Source organism: Heyndrickxia vini, assembly GCF_016772275.1.
GTDB classification, from domain to species: Bacteria; Bacillota; Bacilli; order Bacillales; family Bacillaceae_C; genus Heyndrickxia; species Heyndrickxia vini.
The window spans coordinates 800,680-817,414 of the sequence record NZ_CP065425.1 but is presented as its reverse complement, the minus strand read 5'-3'; the positions used below and the strand labels follow the sequence as shown (position 1 = coordinate 817,414).

Below are 16,735 nucleotides of genomic sequence, written 5' to 3'. Positions count from 1 at the left end.
ACCTCCATTAACCTAGCGTCTTAAGTCCTTAGGTAATCCTAGTATTCTTTCACCAATAGTATTCCGTTGAATTTCACTTGTTCCTCCACCAATAGTTTGACCAAAGGAATAGAGATAGTTATTGGACCAGTATGAATGTTCCCCGTCAACATCTTCCGAAAGGATTCCCTGATGTCCTTGCATAGAGATTGATTGGGCAAACAAATCTTTCGTGATTTCACTAACGATTAATTTATCCATCGATCCTTCAGGTCCAGGATAACCATTCTTTAATGTTTTCGTTAAATTCCGATAATAGTTTAATAGGGAACCACGTGAACGCGCATATAAATCAATCATATTTTTGCGAATGAATGGGTTTTTTATTAATGGCTGACCATGGTCTTCCCTCTCTTTTGCAAGGGTAACAAGATCTTGAAATTGCTGTTCCAATGTAAATACTTGGGCTCCTATCCCCGTTCTTTCATGTGCTAGCAGGGCCATAGTGACTCTCCAGCCCTCATCAACTTCGCCAACAATGTCCGCATCATACGCAATCGCATCCTTTAAAAACACTTCATTAAAATCGTGTTCTCCATTCATTTGAATGATTGGCTGCGTTTCAACTCCTGCCTGTTTCATATCTAAAAGAAAAACGGTAATCCCCTTATGTTTTTTCTCAAAATGGTTCGTCCGTGCCAATAAGAAACAGCGATCGGCAACATGACCATAACTGGTCCAAACTTTCTGACCATTAATAATCCAACGATCTCCATCCTTTACCGCACTCGTTTGAATTGCTGCAAGATCTGAACCTGCATTTGGTTCTGAATATCCTTGACACCAAACTTCCTCACCCGTCAGCATTTTCTGTAAGTACTGTTCTTTCTGTTCCTCAGTACCAATGTCCATTAATGTCGGTCCAACCATATGGATTCCAACATAATTAATTGGTGAGGGTGCTTTTGCACGAACCATTTCTTGTTCGTATATAATTTCCTCCATAAGGGTGGCATTCCGGCCACCATATTTTTCTGGCCAGGCAATTGCTCCCCAACCTCCCTCATATAGTTCCTTTTGCCAATTTCTTAAAAAAACAGGGTCCTTCACATACTTTTGATTACTCATTACCCAATCCTTAGGTAAATGCTCCTCTAACCAGGTTCTTAGCTCTTGGCGAAATTCTTCCTCATGCTTTGTAAATGAAAAGTCCATTTTCCTTCGTCCTCCTTTGCCACTACTTGAAAAAACTATACTTGAATCCATTGCGGAATGGCACGATCATCTGATAACTGTTTCCATGTCATTTTTACTTTCATGCCAATTTCAACGCACTTTGGAGAGCAATCCAATATATTTCCGATAATTTTCACTTGTGGTGCATCCTCCAATTCAACAATGGCAATGATTAAAGGTAGGTCATCTTGAAAGCCTGGAAGAAACGCTCGATAAGAAACGATAAACGAATAAACCGTTCCATTGATGTCATTACCAAAGTTCTCCCAAGAAAGCTCACTACTTCCGCATTTCGCACAGCTCGGACCTGGTGGATGGGCATATTCTCCGCAGCTTTGACATTTTTGTACCACAAGTTCATGACGATCAGCGGCATCCCAATATGGATGATTATCTTGATTTTTCACCGGAATGGGTTTTGCAAAATTCATCATAATTCCTCCTAATTTCTAAGTATCATCGCACCGGCAATATCAGGACCCGCCCAACCGGTACAAATTCCGATTTCACAGTTTTTTACTTGACGATCCGTATCTCCATATTCATGTCGGATTTGGCGAACAATTTCGAGAACATTATTCATCCCATGTGTATATCCTTCCGACAACATTCCTCCTGCTGTATTCGTTGGGAGCCTTCCCCCCATTTTTAAATTTCCTGTGGCAACAAAGTCACCGACTTCACCACGAGGAGCAAGACCATACGCCTCTAGCTGACGGAGAACAACCCAGCTAAAGCAATCGTAAATAGAAGCTACTTGGATATCTGCTGGTGACACACCCGCTTTTTGATAAATGTCCTTTGCTACATAATCAGACGCTACTTCCGAAAGATTGGACCAATAATGCGCATGGGAAATACATTGTCTCGCAGAGATTCCCATAATATACACTGGTTTTGACTTGCAATCCTTTGCTCTTTCTGCCGAAGTAACGATTATCGCATTTGCTTCATCTGATTCTAAACAGCAATCATGTTTATTAAAGGGACTTGTTAATTCCGGTGTTTGTAAATATTCTTCCATCGTCAAAGGTTTACCGTAGAAGAAAGCCTTTGGATTTCGTTGGGCATGTTCATAGAAACTAACACATACATGACCAAGATGCTCTTTTGTAAGACCTGTTTCGTACATATGACGGGAGGCAAAAAGACCAAACCATTGACTTGGAGCTCCTGCACCATAAGGAATAATGTAGCTTCCTCCCTCAATGACATTCTGTAACATGTTCATATCCCAATTGCCGCCACCCATACGGACACCAGAACGGCCATTCATTGAGCGATAAATCAACACTGTGTTTAATTGGCCTGTTTCAATTAACCCAATGGCATCAGCAATCAACATTTCTGTACTACTTCCACCACCCAAAATATCTTTCACATATTTCGGACGAACACCTAAATAGGTTGCAAGTTGATGGGATGTACATGAATCATTTTCTGAATAATTCATAACCCCATCTATATCCTTTGCAGTTAAACCTGCATCGTTTAATGCAGCACGGGCTGCATCTAAAGCTAAATGTAATGGAGTAGTGCCCGAGTTTTTCGAACGTTCGCTTTCTCCGACACCAACAATGGCATATCGATCTTTTATATTACCCATGAAAAACCCTCCTTTTTTCTATATTCATTGATACCTAGGTACTATAGAGAATTAACTTTCGGTTATTTAAACGATAGAACAGCATAGCCTGATCCTACTATCTTATCCGGTGCTTTTTCAGCGATTAATTCCAGCCCTGCAAAAGCTTGATTATTTTCTTCATATATATTTTTCACAACCGCATAACAAGTAATTTGATCGCCTGGCTGAGTGATTGCACCGAATCTCATTTGAAAGGTTGAGATTTCCGCTTTTTCTCCGGCAAGTTCTCCAATATATTGACCTAGAAAACCCATCACAAGCATGCCATGGGCAATGACTCCAGGCATACCAACCTTTTTGGCGAACTCATCATCTGTATGCAACGGGTTAAAATCTCCAGATGCTCCGGCGTATTTTACCAATTGTACTTTTGTTACGGGTTTTTTTACTAATGATTGTAGTTTTTGTCCTTCCTGTAAATCATCGTAATTTAACATCAATTCCTTCCTCCTTCCTTGCAATATGATTATTAAGAAGTAATGCTTCGATAAATGATATTGGTGCGACTAATTACGACTAATTGTCCGTTTTCATCTTTCATTTCAGTATCAAGGACGATGAATTGCATTGGTCCTTTCTTGCCTTCGCGTTCATACACATCTGTCACCTTCATTTGACAATACAACCTATCTCCCGGGCGTATCGGACGCTCATAAATAAATTCTTGTTCTCCGTGAAGCATTCGTCTCTGATCAAGTGGTAAATCAATTCCTTCCCCTTCCTGTCCAATGGCAATAGGGAAAGTTGGCGGGGCGATAATCCCTCTAAATTTTGTATTCCGCGCATACTCCTCGTCGACATATAACGGATTCGGATCGCCAATGGCTTCCGCGAATTGACGAATATGTCTTTTTTCTACTTCAAATACAAAAGGCGATCCTGATCGGCCAATAAGACTTTTCTTCAGTTCCATTTTGTTACCCCCTCACCGATGTTGTTTGTTGAATATTATTTCGCACAACAATCATTGCATCTGCTGCTTTTAGTCCATTCTCGTTAACAATAATAGGATTGATATCTAACTCTTCAATCCATTCGCTGTTATCCATAACGAGTGTTGATACTTGTAACAACACATCAACAATTTGATCGGCATTAACAGCTGCCTTTCCTCGAGCTCCTTTTAAAATCGAATTTCCTTGGATTTCTTCAATCATTTCTATCGCATCTAAACGGGTTAAAGGTGCCACTCGGAAAGAGATATCTTGAAATACTTCAACAAATATCCCACCTAATCCAAACATGATGACTGGTCCAAAAACAGGATCATTCGTCGCGCCAATAATAATTTCAATGCCTTCTGGCAACATTTCTTGAATAGAAACCCCATTTATATGTGCGTCTTTTTTATAAGATGTGGCATTTTCATAAATCTCAGTAAATGCCTGCTCCACATCAAGTTCACTTGAAAGATTCAATCGAATCGCATCTGCTTCTGTTTTATGAAGAATGTCAGGAGAATCAATTTTTAAGGCAACAGGATAGCCAATTTCATTTGCAAAATGGACTGCTTCTTCCTTAGTAGTTGCTACCCTTCTGTTTGCTGCCGGGATTCCATAGCTTTCTAGAATGTGTGAAGCCTGAGATTCACTTAATCGCTCATTCGTTGTGAATAGATACTGAACATCAGGTTTTTGTAGGTAGTCAAGTTCTTCCGATTGATAAATACGTTGGTTTTTTCTATTTTGCTCACTGTATTCTACTAGTTTGGCCAATCCTTTAATTGGATTTAGATGACCTGGAATAACGGGAATACCATTGTTCTCAAGGGATTTAATTCCTTTTGGAATCGACATACCTTCGAGAGGAAAGGTCGTAATAAAAATAAATTTATTTGATTGTCGACTAATTTCTATGAACTCCTGTAACAACGGATGATCATCTGTCCAATTTAATGGAAATTCAGTCAATACGATATTATCCACGTCGGGGTCTTCAATAAGCGCCCGCAATGGAGCAATGAATAATTCCGGATTAGACACAGAAGCAGCCGCTGTCAAATCAATCGGGTTGGAAGCGCTTGCAAATGTTGGAATATGACGCTTAATTTCAGTCGTTGTCTTTTCCTTTAGCGGAATGATATTCAGCCCATAGGCTTCACAGCGATCCGCTTCATTTATTCCTCGTCCACCAGAGCTTGTGATGATAACAGTGTTTTTTCCAGATGGTAGTTTATTGGACAAAAAGAGCTTAGAAAAAGAAATAATATCCTCATAGTCATCCACTCGAACAATACCAGTTTGCTGAAAGAAAGAATCATAGATTTTATCCGATCCGGCCATTGAACCTGTATGTGAGGCTGCCGCGCGACTTCCCGCAGAGCTTCGACCCGCTTTCATGAGAACGATCGGTTTATTATAATCAAGAGCTTCTTTTGCAAGAGAGCGTAATTTTTGCGGATTTTTTGCTCCTTCTAAATAGCCTGTAATAATTTTCGTTTTAGGATCGTGAATCATGTACTCTATCACATCAGAGAACTCTGTATCCATTTCATTTCCAACACTCACGAAGTAATTAAAGCTAAGTCCATTTTGTGCTGCTGCCATATAGGTCAAAACCCCAAATGCCCCACTTTGCGATACATAACCTACTGCACGTTGTTCGTTAAGAGGGACAGCTAAGATTGCAGGGGAAAATGTGCCAAACAAGCCATTTGTCGTATTCACTAATCCAACACAATTAGGTCCAATAAGACGAATGCCGTGCTTATTCGCAAAGTCTGTTAGAAGTCTTTGTTTTTGCTCCCCATCCTCTCCAGTTTCCGAATAACCTGAGGCGAAAATAATCGCAGCCTTTACCCCTTTTTTGGCACAGTCTTCAAGACCTTTATATACATTCTCAGCACTTAAACAAAAAATTGCTAAATCGACTGGGTTCGGTATATCAAGTAAAGATGGATAACAGGTTAATCCTTCTATTTCTTCTGTCTTTGGATTGATTGGATAAACAGTCCCAGTAAACTTTCCATCAATAAGCGCTTTCACTTGCAAGTATCCTAACTTATTTCTTTTTCCCGAAGCACCAAGAATCGCAACAGACCTTGGATTAAATAGTGGATCCAATGTTTCATGACTCATAAATCTCACCCCATTCCAAATCAGTAACAGAAAGAATCTGTGACATTAGTGTACAATCACCATCTATTTATTTCTAAAAATAAAAATTATTTAATTTATTAACCTTATTAGGTGAGTAAAAAATTTTTATCGTATAGAGAATGTAATAATAGATGGACTTTTTGCTTGAGTGAAAAATTTTATGTACGTAATAGCCACGACATTTGATAGCGATAATCGCGACTACGGAACAAGATAAACGCAAATTAGTCGTAGTGAACAGAGACGATGTTGCGGGGAAATATAAGAAAAGAAGGGAATAGTTGGATACACCATTCTATTTCCCTTCGGCGAACTTAATTATTTTCTAACCAATTCAATATTTTTGTGCGGAGCTTAAAAGATGGATGTTTCATTCCTCTTTCAATTCCGCTAATATATGGGGCAGATATCCCAAGCTTCTCTGATAGTTGAGATAAAGAAAGTTGTTGACTCTTCCTTTTTCTTTTAATCTGTTTTCCTAGTTGATTATCGTTCTTTTTCTTTAATGAAGATGATTTTGTTTTTCTTTCTATAGAATGATATTGTTCTAGAATAATATCTGGCGGCTCGATGAGTACCAATGAATTCAACCAAATGCGAGACCATCCTTTATGATTTGCAATTGATTCATCCCATTTCTCATAATGCCAGGAGACAATAACGCCATCCTCTACTAATGTGTCTAATGCGTTTTCGAAACGTTCACGGGTGCGTGAGGGTGAACGGTCATCCAAAGACTTTCCGATTGATTCTAGAAGTGTACTAATTTTATTAGGATGAAGAATATTTCCTTTACGTGCCTGGGTACGCCAACGCCAGCTTAAATAGCGCGCCAATCGCTTCTCCCAATTTTGCCTGTACGGGTCATAACGCAAGGCCTGCAAGGAAAGAAGAGCGACTTGGCGAGTCTTCCCATTGAGATAACGAGAAAAAATAGGATCCACTGAAAAAGTGATTGATCGATCCGTTAAGCTCGCATTTTCAAGTTCTTCATCATTTTTGAACAAAAAGATTCGTCCCTGAAGGGTGGTTTGTTCCGGTTTACCATTGCTATACACGGTAATCTGATCCAAATGTAACCATAGATTCTGAATTATTGAAAGCGATTTCAAAATATTCTTTCGTTGTTTATGATCAAAGCCACCTCGTCGACCATCCCCGCCCAATTTGTGCTTCAACCCGCGTATCGTCAACAAATCATCGAGTGAAATCGTGATGAACTCATCGTTCTTTCTTGCCCTTGATAAAAATATACTGCAAAGTGAGTCAAATACATCTACATCAATATCAGACAAGGTTTGCACTTGAATCCATACTTTTTCAATGCATGCTGAATCATTTAGCTCCCTTGTCTGCGATTGCGGTCGGATTTGCAAATACCCTTCTGTATTCCCTTTTACAATTGGAGTTGTTGGCCATGGTGAGTGAAGTTGTTTCTGAAAATCCTTTTTGTAAATCGCTTCTCTTACGGAATGATACGGTGTATTATTCATAACAAGAATATGATCGTGGATGGCCATGTTAAACGTGAAGTCTTTTGTAAGATTAAGTAAGTGTTCTTTTGTATGTAATGGGGCTTCCTCATAATTTAGCAGTTTATTAATTGTGTCAATTGAACATGTTTCTAACCGTAAAGCAATTATAATTTTTTTGACCCACTCCTTCGTATAGCGATTGACGATATGGGTAAATTTCGTTTGGAACTCGATATTATCTTCTAAGTTTTTTGTAATATATTGATAAAATAATTGATTAATTTCTCGATCAGTTAACCTTTCCATTTCATCAAAACCGATAGAAAAGGCAATTTCCTCAAGAACCCATTCAATTAAATACATTCTAAACCAGTCACAAAATTCATCCCAAATCGAATAATCCGCTAAAAAGGTATCTTTTTTTAACAATTCCTCAATTCTTCTAATCGCTTGAGCACATGAGCGTTTGTCTTGTAAAATTGGATGGGGAGTAGAAGAAATTTCCTCATATCTTGATAATAAATAGAAAACCACTTTTTCAGAGATTTTTGATATGAGTTCATTTCTCGAAGCGAGCCGCAATTCTATAAATAATTGTTCGTTTTCCTTATACGCTTGGTCCCAAATAACGAAAGACTTTGAACCGCTCACATTCTCAAAAACTGGGAAACTCATAACATTCCCTTGATCCCGATACTTTTTTACAATACTATTCATTTCATTCATTTTCTGATCTTTATCATAAATACAAATCACTAAAAAACATTGAATTTTGTTCGACCATTGACGTGAATCTTTCTGAATATAATTGTTCGTTTGAATAAGCCCCGGTGAATTCGTCTCAACTATTTCATTTCGATTATTATGCATGAGGACCTCCTAGACATTTATTCAAAATTATTACACTATCAAATGCTGCATGATATGTAATGTATTCTATGTATTTATGCGAATTCCTTCATTTCTTTAATGCTGCCTCTAAAAAAGAGACAGCGGAAATCGTTCCTAAATCACACCATTGATCCGATTTTTTTTATGCTTTTCAAAATCCCACTGAGTTAAGAATTTCTTAGCCGCTTCATATCCCGATTGGTAGAGAAAGGCGATGTCCTCCTCAGTTAGTTTAAAATCCGTTGTGCTGATTGTACCTGTTGGAATTTGAATCGTTCGTTCAAGTGTTTCTGCATTCAGATACCTTAAATCATGCGCTTGGAGCATCGTTTTAAAAATATTTTTGAATAAATGGATTGGTGTTGGGATGACTGGATTGATGGCTACTTCATCTTTCACAAAGTAAAATCCGAATGTTGGAAAGCGTGGGTTGGGTACATCGAAAAGCCAGATTGGAAAATTGCTCAGAAGACCTCCATCTAAAATATAGGATTTTTGCTGATCTTTTGATTTCCATTTAACTGGACGGAAGAAAAAGGGCAGTGAGGCACTCATTTTAACTGCTGTTGATACTTTTAATTCTGCAGGGGTGATATGATAGCGATGTAAATCATCAGGTAAAATGAGGATTCGTCCATTTGTTACATCTGATGCAATAATCTTCAATTTTCCTTCTGGAAGATCAGCAAAAGTTCGTATGCCTTTTTTTAAAAGGAGTTCATCTAACCATGTTTCTAAATAATCAATTTTGTAAATGCCAAGATGAATAATGAGCTCTAATAAACTGCCAGCAAGCGGAATCCGATTGAGAATGGTCTTTCCTCGTAAAGTTGAAAAATCTAATTCACTCATTACGGTTTTAATTTCACTACTGTTATAGCCACTCGCTAAAAGCGCAGCTACAACCGCTCCCGCTGATGTACCGGCTAACCTTTGCCATTCCACATGTGCCTCTTCCATCGCTTGGATGGCACCAGCAAAAGCAATCCCTCTGACACCGCCACCTTCAAAAACAGCATCTGCCCGCATACGGCTTCACCTCTTTGCTAATTATTTTAGGCTCTTTGCGTAAAGATTGTTGTCTTAGGGAACAAAGACCGTTCCTTTCCGCTTCAGGAACCTGCTTTCCTCTATGTCCCGCAGGAGTCAGGTTCCTTCCGCTCCAATCCACTCTGCGTTTTCATATTTATTAAATACTACGACCTATTGAATTGAATTTCTGTTCTCAATGATTTCGACATAAAGTTCCGTTAAAAAAGACTGATTGGAGCGGAAGGGTGCGAGACTCCTGCGGGATTAGCGGGACAGTAAGAAAAGCGGAAGCGCCTTGGTCAGCCCCGACAAGCAAATGTTCTTCGCCAAATGAAGTTTGCTCTTTAACTTCAATTGGCGAAGGTTATTTGACCTCGAGGGGCTAGGCGCTCGAGCTAGACAGGTGGGACCCCGCAGACGCGAAAGCGCCCGCGGAGGCTCACCGCCCGCCCCGCGGAAAGCGAGCACCCTGGAGCGGAAATCACCTTCATACTGGTCAATAGCAACAAGGTTTGCGAAAACAGCCTTATTTTAAAACTGTTTGTTATTACATTATTCAATACTTTGTTTATAAACCCTCTCTCTTTATAATGAATTTTAATTTCTTTTCCATTTTGAACAGTGGTACGGGTCTATTATCCCATCATTTAATATCACCTTCTTCCAGACACCATGAAGGGACAGTGCTAGTTTCATCATGGTACCAACACCTTTCCCATTTACCGTAAACATAAATAAACTTAGAAACTTGATTCACCAAAATACCCCCTTACACAAAAGGGGGTCAAATGCTTAAGCTGTCTTTTGCTTGTCCGAATGACCGGATGTTGTAACGCTTGGTGTAAAGAGGCAAAATACTAATGAGAGTACTAGCCCTGCCATCATGAAACCACCGAAAACCCAAGGGGATGGTCCATACGATTCAGCCATAGTTGTCCAGAGCATTGGACCGAATCCAACAATTGCGGCAGCCACTTGATAACCGACGGATAAACCCGTGTAGCGAACCTTTGCTGGGAAAAGCTCCGAGAATAGTGTTCCCTGTGTAGCAAATATCGCTCCCCAGACAACGCCGAGCACAACTACCTCCATGATGTAAAGCCAAGCACTTCCTTTATTGATCATTGAAAAATACGGTACCGCCAAAAGGAACATTAAGATCAATCCACCAACATAGATGACCTTTCTTCCGATAAAGTCTGATAAATATCCAACAATCGGGATGGTTAACAGCATCGTCGCACATCCAACGGTTAAGGCACCAAGGGCAGTTTCACGAGAGTATCCTAAATAAGTAGTAGCATAAACCAAAATAAATGACATAATAAAAACATTAAAATAGCCGTCCCCAATTTTTAGACCGATTGCCCGTACGACATTTCTCCAGTCATGGCGAAAGGTTTCGATGATCGGCACCCTTGCAATATCGCCGCTATCTTTTTGTTGTTGAAAGTCTGGAGTTTCTTCAATTCCTTTTCTAATCCAAATTGCAATGACGATTAACACTCCACTTAATAAAAATGGGATTCTCCATCCCCATGCAATGAACTGACTATCGGTAGTCAGGTAGTTTATAATGGTAAGACTAAATGAACCTGCAACTAATCCGATCGGAACCCCTAATTGAGGGATTGATCCATACAGTCCACGTACACCTTTATGAGCATATTCTGTTGCTAATAGAATAGCGCCTCCCCATTCACCACCTAAGGCAATTCCTTGGATTAGCCTCAACGTAACTAGTAAAATCGGACCTATTAATCCGACTTGTTCGTAAGTTGGAAGAACGCCGATAAGCATTGAACTCCCGCCCATACCAACAAGGGTAAAAATAAGCGCAGCCTTTCTTCCGATGCGATCGCCTAAATGACCGAACAATATGCTGCCAATTGGTCGTGCTGCGTAACCTGCACCGAATGTAACAAATGCGAGAAGTAGCGAAATAGCGGGATCATGATTCGGAAAAAACAAACTTGTAAAAACTAATCCGGTTGCTGTTCCGTATAAATAAAAATCATACCATTCAATTACTGAACCAACTAAGCTTGCGAGTAGTACCCGACTTTTTTTCATCTAACATTCTCCCCCTTACCCACTGTCGTAAAATGTTAAAAAAAGTGGAAATAAATACATTTATCAATCCTTTTCTAAACGACCTGTAAGCCACCTCCCGTCCTCTAGTTTCACTATGTAAAACTCTAGTTACATATTTCAAAGTGATTATAATTTATGCATCGATAGTTTTCAATATTTTTATAATTATCCGTATAATTTTAATATTTAATAAAATCCCAATAAAAAAATGGCTGCCTTTTAGAAGACAGCCTTTACTGTAATTTCAAAAATTTATTCCATTTTTTCTTCATTCCTCATCTTTAATATACCTTCAATCACAGCAATATGAAAGGCAGCCCACGCCTTTTCACGATAATGGAGAAGGACACAAACGACTAGAATGAGGAGATATACTGCCCCAAAAATTGCCCATAACCCACTTCCTTCTTTGAAAAGAAACTTCTGTAATTGGGTTGAGAAGAGAAACAAAAGCCATGGAATGGAGGAGACAAATAGTGGAATGATACCTGAGGCATTTCTCTCTTTAATCATTCGATAATAAATTAACGTTAATGTTTCGGTATCAATCGAATTATAGAAGTCTTTAATTTCTTTAATTTCAGTAAGAAAATGGGCACGCTCTAAACCTTTCCGTTTTAATTGAAGATAAACCTTATGTGCATCTCCACGTAATGAAAACATTTCTTTTCCCTCCCTAAAAAAACCCCTATCCCTCATTCATTTCCAATTTCTATTTCAATTATTCTTGCAAAAATGGCCTGTTTAATGGCTATGTGTCAAATGTTATACATCAATCGGTTTTTATCTTAATAAAACAAAAAAATGGGAGATTTAAGCTTTGCTTATCTCCCATTTTTACTCAACAATTACATTTTGGGAGATTAACACCTTATATATCTCCCATTTTTACTTAAATCTGATATTTTTGTAGATTTAACCCTTACTTTTCTCCCATAATTACTTATTCATTACATTTTGGGAGATTAACACCCTAAATTTCCCCCATAATTCCGCTACCCGATCATTTTCGTAGATATACACCGACTTATCTTCACTATATCTAACCTACCCTTTCGCCCAAATATACGCGCCATTGTCTACGTCAACTAATTGGAGCGTATCGTCGATTTGAATGTCATCCGATGTTCGTCCGGTAATCCGTTCCCCGGTTGGGAGATCGACTAAGACGACGTAATAAGGGGTTAAGTGTTTAAATTCAACGGAAGAGACATTGATTTTTGTGAAGGAATATACTTTTCCCTCGCCATCGAGTTCCTTTGTTGTAAATGCAGTTGATTTGCAGGCAGGGCAGATCAATCGTTCAGGTACACTCGTTTTTCCACATGATTCACAAACATAGATTGATAGTTTCATTTCTCTTACCTCCCATTTGTAAAAATGTGGACAGTAGAGTACGATCCTGTTCCACCTAAATTTTGGGCAAGGGCGATTCTCGCTCCATCCACTTGGTTACAAGCGGTCCCTCTTAATTGTTGAACAACTTGATAGATTTGTGCTAAGCCTGTTGCACCGATTGGATGGCCTCGTGAAAGCAATCCGCCACTTGTGTTAACAGGGACCTTTCCGCCATGTTTCGTTTGTCCTTCTTCAATCAGTTTCCATCCTTCCCCACGTTCAGCTAACCCTAATGCTTCAATCGCCAATATTTCCGTCATTGAAAAACAATCGTGAAGTTCGATGACATCAATATCCTCCGGTCCGAAACCTGCTTGTTCATAAGCCATCGAACCGGATTGTTTGATCGCACTAATCGTTAATAAATCCTCCACCTCTTGGGCTTGTGTTGGGCCAGATGCTTGAGAAGAAGCGATAACCCTAATCCCCTTGTCCCCTCGGGTAACTACAATAGCAGCTGCTCCATCTGTTATCGGTGAGCAATCAAATAATCCTAACGGTTCTGTAATCATCCGTGCATTCATAATTTCTTCTAAAGTAGCAGGATCACGGTATTGTGCATTTGGATTATTTCTAGCATATTCGCGATTTTTCAGTGCAACCATTGCCAGATGCTTTTTCGAAGCATCTGTTTCATAAAAATAACGGTTAGCAAGGATACCAAAAAATCCAGGGAACGATAATCCTGCTTTTTTCTCATTGCTATCCGTATCCATTGCTGCATTAATGGCTTGCATAACGACATCGGATTGGGCATGTTTCATTTTTTCTCCGCCTGCTACTAGGACCGTATCATAAATACCCGCTTCAATCATTTCACAGGCATGTCGAAAAGCAATCCCGCCGCTTGCACAAGCACCTTCCATTTTTACCGTGGGAATCGGTCCAAGACCTAAGTCATGAGCAATTAATGAACCTAATATCTCTTGATTAGCAAGGGCCCCAGACATAAAATTCCCGATAAAAACGGCATCTATTTTTGGAAAACTCGCTTCTTTTAATGCTTGAAAACTAGCTTCCAGCAGTAATTGTTTAAGAGATTTATCGGCTAGTGTTCCAAATTTCGTCATTCCTGTTCCGATAACAGTGACCTGTTTCAACTATGAACACCTCCATATATTTTTTTCATTTCCTTTTTTAAAATTTTCCCATAGGAGCTTTTTGGTAATTCATCAATGAATTGAATGAGCTTCGGCTTCTTAAAGCTGCCCAAATGTTGTTTACACAGCTCCAGCATTTCCTCTTCTGTCGCTGTATGTCCTTCCCTTAATACAATAAATGCCGAAACCATCTCACCCCATTTTTCATCGGGAAGTCCAATTACACAGGTTTCCTTAACAGAGGTATGTTTATTTAGCACCTCTTCAATTTCCCTCGGATATATATTTAATCCACCGGAAATAATTACTTCCTTTTTCCGATCAACAAGATGCAAGAATCCACGGTCGTCTATCCATCCTAAATCACCTGTGTAAAGCCAGCCATCTTGAAGTGTTTCCTTCGTTGCTTCGGGATTATTCCAATAACCTTGCATGACTAATGGACCTTTGCAAATGACTTCTCCTACAGCACCTTGCTTCACTTCATTGCCATTCTCATCCACTACTTTCATTTCAACAAACGGCCCGGTCATTCCACATGATTCAAGATGAGTCCCTAGTTCCTTCCGCGGCATAATTGTAATCGCCATCGGAGCTTCCACCTGACCATACGTTTCGACAAATTTCTCCCCAACTTGATCCAATGCGAGGCTTAATTTACTTGCGGCAATTGGAGAACCGGCCATATTAATGCTTTTTACATGCTCTAGCTTTTTCGGATCAAAGTTTTTTCCTTGAACGAGTAAATTTACAATTGTTGGTACGAGAAAGATTACGCTCACTTTTTCCTTATAAATATCATCTAAAAAGTCTTCCGGATCGAATTTATCGAAAATGACTTGGGTTAACCCAAATAACCAGGCAGCATGGGAGAGAAAATTACTTCCATGTGTTAATGGTGCAACATGACCAATTACATCATTCCAGCTAATCTCACAAGCTAACGATAATGACAATGCACCTGAGACGATATTGCGGTGTGATAATGTGACGCCTTTAGGTTTGCCTGTTGTACCGGATGTGTACATAATGGCAAAATAATCATCTTCTTGAATATCTACCTCTTGATAGGACTGAACCGACTCTTTTATCAGTGTTTCATACATGTCGCCAACCGTTATTTTCGGGATATGTAACGAAATACAATTGAGTAATTCCTCTTCTCCGATAAGAATCATCGCACCTGATTGCTCAATCATATATTCATGTTCTGAAGGGTGTAGTCTATAATTTAATGGAACTTTGATAAATCCTCCAAAGGCACAGGCCAAATCAAGTTCAATATGTTCAGATCGGTTAGACATTAAAATCGCTATCCGATCACCTTTTTTAACCCCTTTTCCTTGGAGAAATGAGACAATTTTATATGTCCTGCTTTCTAATTCTCCATACGTATGGATAATATCTTTATATTTAACAGCCGGTTTATTTTTAAAAGTAAGAAAAGCTTTCTTTGCATAAGATGCGATTGTTTCCATCTACTTTTCCCCCTCTTTATAAAAATTAAAAACCCGAAATTCTGTACCTGGAATCGGCTCTCGAATTGCTACTGCATCAGAAGAGGCAGTAACAGAAAACTCAACAGTAACAGCAACCGAGTTCCCGCCTTCAAGAAAGTGACCACCGGCAATTTTACCCTGCTCATCGATAAAGATTCCATGAAAATGTATGTCTGGACTGCCATCCTCTTTCACACCGATAAAGCCATTTCCACTAAGAAGCTCTACCGTTTTACTTTCCTTAATCGGTGTTGTATAGGTGTATTCCCCGTTCACTTTTTCTAATATACAATAATTCACTGATTTCAAGGAGCCGATACACTGAAAGGCTCCCGCACGGATATTGTTTTTTTCGCATTGCCTTAAAATACCTAATAGCAAATCATCGTCCTTCGCAAGACTTCCTAGTAAAATACCTTTTGCTTCATTATATTGAGAATGTGATTGCCTCATGCTCTCTTCCCCCTTTTGTTTACACATTCGTCCACTTATGCCAATACTGCACCGCCACATACGCGAAGTATTTGCCCAGTCGTATAGCTAGATTCCGGAGTACTAAAATAGCAAACTGCTTCTGCAATATCTTCCGGCTGCCCCATTCGCTTCACGACTTGATTATCCAGATTATAGGCCATCCCACTTGTAATTCTTGATTCAACCGCACCAGGTGCCACACTATTACAAGTAATACCTTTAGAACCTAGTTCCTTCGCTACCCATTTTGTTAAAGCGATTACCCCGCCTTTACTTGCGGCATAGGCAGGGCCGGATCTCCCCTTCCAACTATTTGCATCAAATCCTGATATATGCCCGCCATTCAATCCTGAAATCGAGCTAATATTGACAATTCGTCCATACCCTCGAGAAACCATATGTGGATAAAGGACCTTTTGCGTAAAGAAAAAAGTAGCTTTTAAATTCGTGTTTAGATCGCGATCCCAAATTTCTTCTGTCATTTCTTCAATATCAACACGTCCGCATGTTCCTGCATTATTAATTAAAATATCGATTTTTCCAAACTCCTCAACCGTTTGATCAACAACTGATTGAATTTCGTCATTATTACGGATGTCAATTTGATGGGTTCGAACTTTGCTTTCCGGGAAATCGCTTACAATTTTAGCTACCATTTCACTTGCATCGATTAAATCTACGATCACAATATTGGCTCCTTCTTGGGCAAGTCTATACGCACATCCACCGCCAATACCTCCTGATGCTCCTGTAATTATCGCAACATGACCTTCAAGTTTTCCCATTAAAAACAACTCCTTTAAATTTAGTT

The 16,735-nt window shown here is 39.3% G+C and carries 15 protein-coding genes; all 15 read right to left on the bottom strand.

What is annotated here, in order from left to right; genetic code table 11:
* Positions 1–12: 12 nt before the first annotated feature.
* On the bottom strand, positions 13–1,194 hold the full coding sequence (locus I5776_RS04155; protein ID WP_202779107.1) for an acyl-CoA dehydrogenase family protein: 1,182 nt from the start codon (positions 1,192–1,194) through the stop codon (positions 13–15).
* Positions 1,195–1,229: 35 nt separating this feature from the next.
* Positions 1,230–1,646, bottom strand: a complete 417-nt coding sequence (locus I5776_RS04150) for a Zn-ribbon domain-containing OB-fold protein (RefSeq protein ID WP_202779106.1) — start codon at positions 1,644–1,646, stop codon at positions 1,230–1,232.
* Between the two features lie 11 nt (positions 1,647–1,657).
* Positions 1,658–2,821: a thiolase C-terminal domain-containing protein gene (locus I5776_RS04145; protein ID WP_202779105.1), complete on the bottom strand. Its 1,164-nt coding sequence runs from the start codon at positions 2,819–2,821 to the stop codon at positions 1,658–1,660.
* A 62-nt stretch (positions 2,822–2,883) separates the two neighbouring features.
* Positions 2,884–3,300: a MaoC/PaaZ C-terminal domain-containing protein gene (locus I5776_RS04140; RefSeq protein WP_202779104.1), complete on the bottom strand. Its 417-nt coding sequence runs from the start codon at positions 3,298–3,300 to the stop codon at positions 2,884–2,886.
* A 32-nt stretch (positions 3,301–3,332) separates the two neighbouring features.
* On the bottom strand, positions 3,333–3,776 hold the full coding sequence (locus I5776_RS04135; protein WP_202779103.1) for a MaoC family dehydratase N-terminal domain-containing protein: 444 nt from the start codon (positions 3,774–3,776) through the stop codon (positions 3,333–3,335).
* 4 nt (positions 3,777–3,780) lie between these two features.
* Positions 3,781–5,940, bottom strand: a complete 2,160-nt coding sequence (locus tag I5776_RS04130) for an acetate--CoA ligase family protein (protein WP_202779102.1) — start codon at positions 5,938–5,940, stop codon at positions 3,781–3,783.
* Between the two features lie 335 nt (positions 5,941–6,275).
* The gene (locus I5776_RS04125) at positions 6,276–8,306 is read right to left on the bottom strand and encodes a helix-turn-helix domain-containing protein (RefSeq protein WP_202779101.1); all 2,031 of its coding nucleotides are present in this window, start codon (positions 8,304–8,306) and stop codon (positions 6,276–6,278) included.
* 135 nt (positions 8,307–8,441) lie between these two features.
* Positions 8,442–9,356, bottom strand: a complete 915-nt coding sequence (locus tag I5776_RS04120) for a patatin-like phospholipase family protein (protein WP_202779100.1) — start codon at positions 9,354–9,356, stop codon at positions 8,442–8,444.
* 795 nt (positions 9,357–10,151) lie between these two features.
* The gene (locus tag I5776_RS04115; protein WP_202779099.1) at positions 10,152–11,432 is read right to left on the bottom strand and encodes an MFS transporter; all 1,281 of its coding nucleotides are present in this window, start codon (positions 11,430–11,432) and stop codon (positions 10,152–10,154) included.
* A gap of 273 nt (positions 11,433–11,705) precedes the next feature.
* On the bottom strand, positions 11,706–12,116 hold the full coding sequence (locus tag I5776_RS04110; protein WP_202779098.1) for a hypothetical protein: 411 nt from the start codon (positions 12,114–12,116) through the stop codon (positions 11,706–11,708).
* Between the two features lie 384 nt (positions 12,117–12,500).
* A complete protein-coding gene (locus I5776_RS04105) occupies positions 12,501–12,809 on the bottom strand; it encodes a Zn-ribbon domain-containing OB-fold protein (protein ID WP_202779097.1) in 309 nt (102 codons plus the stop codon).
* Between the two features lie 5 nt (positions 12,810–12,814).
* Positions 12,815–13,951: a thiolase C-terminal domain-containing protein gene (locus tag I5776_RS04100; RefSeq protein ID WP_202779096.1), complete on the bottom strand. Its 1,137-nt coding sequence runs from the start codon at positions 13,949–13,951 to the stop codon at positions 12,815–12,817.
* Complete coding sequence (locus I5776_RS04095) at positions 13,948–15,429, bottom strand: class I adenylate-forming enzyme family protein (protein ID WP_202779095.1); 1,482 nt, start codon at positions 15,427–15,429, stop codon at positions 13,948–13,950. Before I5776_RS04095 ends, I5776_RS04100 begins: the two co-directional genes overlap by 4 nt.
* Positions 15,430–15,903: a PPC domain-containing DNA-binding protein gene (locus I5776_RS04090; protein WP_202779094.1), complete on the bottom strand. Its 474-nt coding sequence runs from the start codon at positions 15,901–15,903 to the stop codon at positions 15,430–15,432.
* A 35-nt stretch (positions 15,904–15,938) separates the two neighbouring features.
* The gene (locus I5776_RS04085; protein ID WP_202779093.1) at positions 15,939–16,709 is read right to left on the bottom strand and encodes an SDR family NAD(P)-dependent oxidoreductase; all 771 of its coding nucleotides are present in this window, start codon (positions 16,707–16,709) and stop codon (positions 15,939–15,941) included.
* Positions 16,710–16,735: the final 26 nt, after the last annotated feature.